Here is an 8,621-nt window from a genome sequence, read left to right on the forward strand (position 1 = left end):
TAATATGTAACCCGGTATAGGACATAGGAGCAGGAGCAATAATGTCTTTATTCAGGAGGAGATACCATCCCAAGATACTGCATACTAAAAGGATCAGTTACAGTGACCTCTTTTTTATACTGCGGCTTTCCAGAGGTGACCTCACTTTGCGACCCATTTTTATCGTGGCAAGTGTCGAACTCGGAAACAGCACTACCAAGTCTATTATAAGTGCTACTGACCTGAAGAGTGGTAATACATATATATTGGATAAGGCGGTCAGGATGACCAGGGAAGCTCTATCGCATGATGGCGCATTCTGTCATACGATAACCATGGTTGAACTTTCAGTTGATTCGATAGCAGAGCTGGTGAAGAAGACGTTACAGGACTGTGCAGCTGCTGCAGGAATAACAGTTCCGGATTTACATTTCGTGGTTCGCTCCTCTGGTGTAACTGCGGGTTTCTCCACGGTCGAGGAGATACAGGGAGTGATACAGGCACTGGCTAAGGGCTGCATGCTCGCCGGTGTGCCACCACGGAAGATGATCTCACCAATGACCATTGATGATATCCCGGCTGAACTGAGGAAGTTTTCCAGAATGGACAGGACGTATTTCGACGGTGCTGTAACCGGAAACGAGGCACCTGCCGGGGAATCGCTGGTAGCAAATGAGATGGAGGGCGAACTTGTAACTGCGGGTTTAAAAGAGGCTGCTAAGTGGCTTGATGTTGATTACCGCAATCCTGTTCTATCACTGGATTTCGGTACCACCCTCGCAGGTCGTATAACCAATGACCAGTTGCCATACTCGCAGGTGATAGGCAGTTTCTGTGGACTCGCAGGTGCTATACCTGATGCACTGGTCTCCAAAATAGTGGGTGAGAAGTACCCATCAGTACTCGATTTCCAGAAGTACGAACGAGGCAAAGTGAAGAAGGAAGTGGTAAAAGGGTACGCGGAGGAGGTATTGAGCCATCTGAAGATAGAGAAGATAGAATCAGGGACAAGATTTGGGGGCTCTCCGGTGAATGTCGCAGCAGCGAGGAGAAACGGTGTCACATTGATAGGCGTTGATGCCGGTGATAATATGTCTGATCTGCCCAGGATAGGGCAAGTAGGCGAGGAGATAGCAAAGGATGCTGGCATACACTATGTCCATCACGTTATTGATGAGGTCTCGGCAAGTATCACTGAGCGGCTGGTGGGTATAGCAAAAGAGGAGGGGTTATTACTGCCAAACACGAAGATAGGTATCACCGGACGCGCAGGTATTACCGGGCAAAAACCAGAATTGGTGCTGCACAAGTTAAGTAACCTGTTTGGCAGGAATATGGAGAACGAGGTGATATTTGCTGATGATGCACTGGCACGTGGCGCGGCGGTGCTTGGCAGATGTATGCACCAATTTGGAACACCTTCGAATCCAATAGGTGGTATCCAGGGTGGTGGCTGCATACTTGGTGAACGAGTAAAAAAGCAAAAAAGAAATATATAGGGTGATATTTTTATGGTGATAGGAGATGGAAGTGAAAGTAGAGGGTGAGGATGAATTTGGAAATGCAAGCTACAGTAAGATTTGTCAGAATGTTTTCAGGGATATAGGGTTACACAGTAATGTGGATAGTGTATATATGTATTGCAATCCAGCGGAACATGTCTTCATCATCTCTATCAAGGTGGGCAGGGTACCAAGTCCTATCACTGTGAATGACATGACGATTAGAGGTGATGAGAGATTAAAGGTGACGAACGAGCGATACGTGCCTAAATTACTTGCCTTGCTCTGGGATAAGTTCGGTGAACGTGTGAAACAGTTGAGCAGACTGGAGATAAGTCTAAAATTGAGTACAGAAGAGATGCAGGAGTTGATGAAGATGGTGGTCTATGATCCGCGTGAAGATCTGAATACGAGGATACTGGATGCGGTGGAGCGAATATTACCCGAAGGCGCTCGTGTTCGATATCCTGTTCCATCCCAATCCAAGGGCAGGATAACCATCATCGCATCAGAGAATCCGATAACTGATGAATGGAAGAGGAGGGCAGAAGAGATGGTGAGTAAGCTAAACGGTGGAGGGGCATGAGATGTATAAGATAATGATGTTTTCCGGCGGTGTGTATAAGTTCAACGAGTTGAAGGAGTTGACACAGGATATAGGTGGGTTCATACTTCAGGAGATGGTGATGCAGACAGAGACGATGTTGCATCTGGCGTTTCCAGCGGAAGAAGAGCCGGTAATAAAGGGTAAGGTGAAGGAGATAGGAGGGAAGTTAGTGGATTTACCACTGGCAGGTGCGGAGATAATGCTCGTGGTCCCTTCTCTTGGTAGACATCACGCCGTTGACCCGATGTGTGATATTGCGGAATTTTTAAGGCGGAAAGGTGCCATCACCAATATGATGGGTCTGGCACGGGGCGTCGGGAAGAGAATAGCACAGATAAACGTGAAGGAGAAGAAGATAATAGAGGAATGTGATGCCGCAGTATTCATATTTGGTAATTTCAGGGAGTGCATAGAGGAGAAGGTGAGGCTATGTGAGGGTTTAGAGGTACCTTATATCATCGTTGGAGGTCCACCTGAGATGGACATACCGCATTATGTTGGTGGTATAGGGAGGAGAACAGAGAGGATGAAGCGAAAACATGAGATAAAGAAGCTGGAAGAGATGGCAGAAGGGCTACGAGTTGAGCTTGATGTCAGGAGGCAGGAGATAGAAGAGGACCCATTGGCTACTTCTCCACTCTTCGTAAAGGAGTTGATAGATATGACCATCCCTCCAAAGCCTGGTGAAGAGTTCTCCACCATTATACATCTCGATGGATTGCGTGTGAAGTTAGAACCCGGGGAGGAGGAGAAGGTGCGTGAGATAGAGATAGGAAAGAGGAAGTTATCAGATATATGTGAGATGAAGAAATCGCTATATGAGGGCTACTTGCTGAAGATACTACCTGAAGCAGTGACAGGAAGTGTATTTTAGTCAGGACTTATCCTCTATCCGCATTGCTGATCTAACAATGAGAGATAATGATAAGGAGCCATGGCGAGATTGGGGTCATATCACAAAGCTCGATCCAGATAAACCTATTAATAAGCGAGATCTGGATACGATTGTGGGCAGTGGCACCGATGCTATAATGATCTCAGGCACGCAGAATATCACTCCTGAAAACACCACTATGCTTATCTCTCTCCTGAAACATTATAGAATCCCAAAGATTCTGGAGCCCGTAACACCCGAAGCGGTCGTGTATGAAGGTATAGATTATGTATTCGTACCATTGGTTCTTAATGCTATGGACTCGAGATGGATAGTGGGTAAGCACGTGGAATGGATAAAGAATGATGCTATAGTATGGGATAAGGTGATACCAGAGGCATACATCGTCTTGAACCCTGACTCGGCAGTTGCTAAACTCACAAGGGCACAGACAGACCTGAGTGTTGCCGATGTCGTTGCATATGCACTCTATGCAGAGAAATATCTTCATCTACCTATCGTGTATATAGAGTATAGTGGTACCTATGGTGACCCTGAGCTGGTTAGGGAGCTAAGTAAGATATGTAAAGCATCTATATTCTATGGCGGTGGAATAGACACAAAAGAGAAGGCAAAGGAGATGAAGCAATACGCTGATGTCATAGTGGTGGGAAATGTGATCTACAACAGCATGGATAAGTTTCTGGAGACTATTCAATTTTAATTTCATATAAAGAAATTATGCCCTCTTATGCAACTCATCAATCAGAAGTTGCATCGCTTCCTTCTCCCTTCGCCCGCCGCATTTCTCCACAATCTCTGCATAATCACCCATTTTCCTCATCATCTGCTCTCTCTCTATATCGCTTTCCAGGATATCGTATCTGGACGCGAGGATTGCTGCTTCTATAACAGCATTAAGTCCTCTGTTTATCGCATATATACTCGCTCGAATTATTGCAACGGCGAGAGGGGATAACAGGAATAGCAGAGAATCTGTTCCTTCATGTATCAGGCGGCACCCGAATAGTACCCACGAATTCGCTTCTTTCAGTACAGGGAAGCCATGAAAGAGTGAAAAATCGCCAGTACTCAGATTCCCGAAGAGGGTCCGCACGAAGAACATCGAATCAAGGGTTACATTCGCAGCTAAACGCATCGTTTCTCTCACATTTGATAGCGTTTTTGAACCTCTGTAAAGTCGCACCATGTATTCACCGCCTTGACTGAGAATTCCAGCAGGTGCTGCATTGGGTATGCCAGAAAGTGACTGTGTGGTGACTATCACCTCAGATATACCTTCTCGCAGCCCTGCTTCTACCAGGTTGTTCATGCTTTACAAGGATAATGAAGAAGAAAGAATATTATTTAAGGAAGTGGAATTATGTTAGTGAAGGATAATGAAGGGAGTAAGAGCGAAGATAACAAAGGCGCTACCGACCGGAGCTCGGTTGGATTGCGTGGATAATACCGGTGCAAAGGTATTGCAGATAATAGCGGTAAAGGGCTACAGGGGTGTAAAGAACAGATATCCGAAGGCAGGCGTGGGGGATATGGTGGTGATAGCGGTGAAGAAGGGCAGACCAGAGATAAAGAAGCAGATATTGAAGGCGGTGATAATAAGGCAGAGGAAAGAATACAGGCGTCCATCCGGGCTCAGAGTGAAGTTTGAGGATAACGCCGCGATTATTGTGGATGACAAGGGCACGCCGAAGGGTTCGGAGATAAGGGGACCGGTGGCGAGGGAAGCTGTAGAGCGATTCTCCGCGATAGCATCGGCAGCTACAATGATTGTATAGCCTTTTTATTACTTTTTTATCTCTGAATTTCTACCCATGCACTATATGCCGGTTCCAGTTCCAGTTCCGGTCCAATAAGCATGATGAATAAGAGTAAGAGTAAGGGTAAGAATAAGAGAGAACTAAGTACTGTATTATTAATGGGAGGCTTTGAGACCTGGAGTAAAAATTTGAATATCGCTGTGCCTTTTATACTCAGTTCTGTACTCACGGCTATAGTGATTGTTATCGTGGTTGGTGTAGGCATACTGGTGACCGGCGGTCCCTTTTTGATTTATCTTTATCACTTTGGTGAAGAAGTCCCGCCAGAGCTCATCCCGCAGCTCAAATCTCAATTCATGCATAGTTTCCACGTCATTATCACTCTGCTTGGCATCATCATAGCTCTGGGATTATTGATAAATGCATATTTCACGGCTGGTGCGATAGGCATGGCGAAAGAAGCCACGAAACGTGGCAGGACCAGTATATCTGATATGCTGAGGTATGGAAGCAGGAACTTTATACAGCTGCTCTTCGCGGAGATCATAGTTGCTCTTATTGCCGCTTTAGCTTTCGGTATTGCATTTTTGATTCCAGTGCCAGAGATGAGTTCACGGGTTGCACTGCCGCTCATGCTCATACCGTTATCTTATCTCTTGATTGTAAGCATTATATTCGCACTTGTACCATACGCAGTTGTTATCGGCGGTCACAATGCCATAGCAGGTGTGAGTGAGAGCTTAAAGCTGTTCAAAGCGCATAAACTTGATGTGTTCCTGCTTTGGCTTATTGTGATTGGAATAGGTGCATTTACAGGATTCTTACTGGGGTTTATACCTCATATAATCGGGCAGGTGATATGCATCATTCTGTCTGTGGTGATAATTCAACCCCTGGCGGTAACATGGTGGAGCAGATTGTATATGCAGGTGGCGGTGCCGTGGCTATAGCTACTGTAAATACACCCATGCACAGAGCTTCCTCTCCACACACTCCAGAATTAGATATAGAGAGAATCCAAGCAGCGCCATAGCTACTATCGAGGCGTATAAAGCGGGATAATCCATCATGCTCCATGAATACATGATCAGATATCCCAGTCCTCGCTGGGTTGCGAAAGACTCAACGAAGAATAACACTGCAATTGCGGTGCCTACACTTATTCGCATTGCGGTGAGTATAGCGGGCAGACATGCCGGTAGAATCACATGCCTGTATATATCTATGGGGGTTGCACCCAGAGATAGTATTGAGAATATGTAGTTCGAGCTTAAATTGCGTGCCTCATCACGTGTAGTCACGAGAATCTGAAAGAAGACTATAATTGCTATCAGAATTATCTTGGAGAGGTCACTGATACCAAATAGGAGGATGATAAGGGGGAGAAGCACGATATGTGGAATCGGGTACAGGAGATAAACAATAGGGGCAATGATTCTATCAAAGCGGTTATTATAGCTCAATAGCCCGAGAGGCACAGCGAGCGAGCCTGCAAGTGCAATGCCATAGATAACTCTGAGTGCACTGATGAGGAGATGAAGGTATAAATCCGTTCTCATACGGTCTATAAGCGCATAGAATACAGTTAGCGGTGCTGGCAGTGCTGGTGAGTCCAGTATAAGTGATGCGAGATGCCAGACTATGAGTAATAGTAGCCCGGCGATTATGTAGCTCCATGTTCTATGCTCCTCCTTACCTCGCGGCATTTAGCGAAGAAAGCCTCCTTGCTTCTATAATTCTCGTCGCCCGCATTAAAGTTCTCCACTATCTTTACCACATGACCCGGTCTGTGCGAGAGAACGATTATCTCCCTGCCGAGAAATACCGCCTCCTCTATGCTATGCGTCACCAGTACCATGGTCATCCCGTTATTCTTCCAGAGTGAGAGCAGGAAATTCTGCAACGTCTCCCTTGTCAGGGCATCGAGCGAAGATAGAGGCTCATCCATCAGCAGTATCGCAGGCTTTAAAGCCAGTGCTCTTGCAAATCCTACTCGCTGTTGCATCCCGCCTGATAGCTGTTTTGGATAGTGATTTACGAATTCCTTCAACCCGAGCTCTTTTAGGAGTGACATCACTATCGCTCTCCGCTCTCTCTTACGCATCCCTTGCAGCTTTAGACCCAGAGCGACATTCTCGTAGACCGTCTTCCACGGGAATAGTCCGTAATCCTGGAGTATAAGTGCTACTCCTCTTGCAGGTGATACTATCTCACGTGCTCCAAGCAGTACCTGCCCCTTCGTTGGCTTCAGAAGCCCTGCGAGGATGAACAGGAGAGTAGTCTTGCCGCAGCCAGAAGGACCGATGATGGAACAGCTCGCACCTCTGTGTATCACAAGATTGAGATCACGCAGTGCTTCTGTACCATCCGGATATACCATGCTCAGATTCCTTGCTTCGATCATAGATAGATCAGCGGGATTCGCCGCGCCAGACAGTATCCTCATACAAGACGGTTCTATGGAGTAAATTCTTAGCTCGTAGCCAGTGAATGACCGTATCGAAGTCAGTCTTTGGGTATACCTGTGGCTGGAGGTAGGTCGCTATCGTATAGTTCGATGCTATCTCTGGCGGGATGTGCGTCTTCTCCACAAGCAGTGCCCGATATTTCTCGGGATTCGCGTTTATTCGGTTCACTGCTTCACCGTATGCTGCTAAGAACTCATGTACAGCTTCTGGATGATTATTTAAGAAATCCGCTCTGAATACTATTACAGTTTGTGATATCGTTCGATTCAGCATGGAATCGGAGATAACGAGTTTAGCGCCCTTATATAGCGCATAACTTGCCAAAGGCTCAGGAAGAGTGGCAGCGTCTATCTCATTACTCAGTAGCATCTGCATTCGCAGCGGGACCTTCTTCACTTCCACCTTCTTCACCTTTACCTCTGTATCTCCCACTAAAGTATCGGTTATGTATTCTATGATTGTGTTCATGGAGATTGCAATCTTCTTACCTTCCAAGTCTGCAACTGAGCTTATATTAGAGGCTGGAGAGGCAATGATAGCGAACCGCATCTTAGCTGGTGTTTCCTGTAACTCAAGTGAGACAATTTTGAGATCATAGCCTGCGTTTCGCATCAAAATAACACCCACAGGGTCGTTCTCCGCTGCGTCTATCTCGCCTGCTATCAGTGCACTGTCACGCTCCATGGCACTCTGGAAAGGTATTATCTCAACGTCCAGCCCATGATTGGTGAAGATTCCTTCCTGAGCGGCGACGTAGTATGGCAATGTCGCCTCGTCGGGCATCAAGCCTATCTTAATCTTCGTTGCTACTATGCTACCTCCTTCTTCTTGATTCGTGTTTGTTATACAGCCACAGCACGCTATTGCAATCGCAATTAAAATCAGAGTGATGGCTATCTCTCTACGCATAATTTATCTTATGGAGTTTAACATTTTTTATAAAACTGCTCTTTAGTCTTCTCTTTATATAGTTTCGTGAATATGTACATATGTAGGATTTTGAGGATATGAAGAGGGGAATGCCATTCTTCATCCTCCTTTCAAAACCGGCAATGCCTTATTTATCTACTTCAACTGTTTCCTTTTATTCGGTATTATATTATTATTTTTTATGTCTTCCAAATCTCTTCTTTTTTCAGCTCCCAGGTCTTCACTGTATCCTTTGCTCAACTTATCCTGAATCTCTCTCATCATTTTTACGGCGTCAAATATCTTATTTCCAAAATACGACAAGTTCAGGGAATGGTTAAAGAAAGGTGCAGGGGCGAGGCTGCACGAGTATCAGGGGACACTGAGCCCTGTTCATGCGAAGCATCGTCAAAACAGCGGTATTTGTAGTCATTGCGCTCTTCAGAGAGAAGGGTTTTTTGGACGATAAAGCTCCGCCTCCCGGCAAGATTTTTGAGGTAT

At 45.8% G+C, this 8,621-nt stretch carries 10 protein-coding genes; 6 read left to right on the plus strand and 4 right to left on the minus strand.

The features are described from left to right. Window positions 1–146: 146 nt before the first annotated feature. From J7J01_09050 to J7J01_09065, 4 genes are read left to right on the plus strand one after another with little or no spacing between them, the layout of a single operon-like run. A complete protein-coding gene (locus J7J01_09050; protein MCD6211011.1) occupies window positions 147–1,478 on the plus strand; it encodes a methanogenesis marker 14 protein in 1,332 nt (443 codons plus the stop codon). Window positions 1,479–1,503: 25 nt separating this feature from the next. Further along, a complete protein-coding gene (locus tag J7J01_09055; GenBank protein MCD6211012.1) occupies window positions 1,504–2,067 on the plus strand; it encodes a methanogenesis marker 17 protein in 564 nt (187 codons plus the stop codon). Window position 2,068: 1 nt separating this feature from the next. Further along, on the plus strand, window positions 2,069–2,962 hold the full coding sequence (locus J7J01_09060) for a hypothetical protein (GenBank protein MCD6211013.1): 894 nt from the start codon (window positions 2,069–2,071) through the stop codon (window positions 2,960–2,962). Window positions 2,963–2,999: 37 nt separating this feature from the next. After that, on the plus strand, window positions 3,000–3,686 hold the full coding sequence (locus J7J01_09065) for a phosphoglycerol geranylgeranyltransferase (GenBank protein ID MCD6211014.1): 687 nt from the start codon (window positions 3,000–3,002) through the stop codon (window positions 3,684–3,686). Between the two features lie 15 nt (window positions 3,687–3,701). Here the strand turns inward: J7J01_09065 and J7J01_09070 are convergent, their stop codons facing one another. After that, window positions 3,702–4,295, minus strand: a complete 594-nt coding sequence (locus J7J01_09070; protein ID MCD6211015.1) for a DUF447 family protein — start codon at window positions 4,293–4,295, stop codon at window positions 3,702–3,704. A gap of 67 nt (window positions 4,296–4,362) precedes the next feature. Here J7J01_09070 and J7J01_09075 point away from each other — a divergent pair, with 67 nt between their 5' ends. Next, window positions 4,363–4,761 carry a 50S ribosomal protein L14 gene (locus J7J01_09075; protein MCD6211016.1) on the plus strand — a complete coding sequence of 133 codons (399 nt, stop codon included), beginning with the start codon at window positions 4,363–4,365 and terminating at the stop codon, window positions 4,759–4,761. Between the two features lie 80 nt (window positions 4,762–4,841). Continuing rightward, a complete protein-coding gene (locus J7J01_09080; protein ID MCD6211017.1) occupies window positions 4,842–5,693 on the plus strand; it encodes a hypothetical protein in 852 nt (283 codons plus the stop codon). Here J7J01_09080 and J7J01_09085 read toward each other — a convergent pair whose 3' ends face one another. Genes J7J01_09085 through J7J01_09095 form a run of 3 tightly spaced genes read right to left on the minus strand, consistent with a single transcriptional unit; the run spans window position 5,694 to window position 8,120 of the window. After that, the gene (locus J7J01_09085; protein ID MCD6211018.1) at window positions 5,694–6,449 is read right to left on the minus strand and encodes an ABC transporter permease; all 756 of its coding nucleotides are present in this window, start codon (window positions 6,447–6,449) and stop codon (window positions 5,694–5,696) included. Beyond that, entirely contained in the window at window positions 6,407–7,147 is a 741-nt protein-coding gene (locus tag J7J01_09090; protein MCD6211019.1) for an ABC transporter ATP-binding protein, read from the minus strand. Before J7J01_09090 ends, J7J01_09085 begins: the two co-directional genes overlap by 43 nt. Window positions 7,148–7,154: 7 nt before the next feature. Then, the gene (locus J7J01_09095; GenBank protein ID MCD6211020.1) at window positions 7,155–8,120 is read right to left on the minus strand and encodes an ABC transporter substrate-binding protein; all 966 of its coding nucleotides are present in this window, start codon (window positions 8,118–8,120) and stop codon (window positions 7,155–7,157) included. Window positions 8,121–8,621: the final 501 nt, after the last annotated feature.

It is taken from the genome of Methanophagales archaeon (assembly GCA_021159465.1).
Taxonomy (GTDB): Archaea; Halobacteriota; Syntropharchaeia; order Alkanophagales; family Methanospirareceae; genus G60ANME1.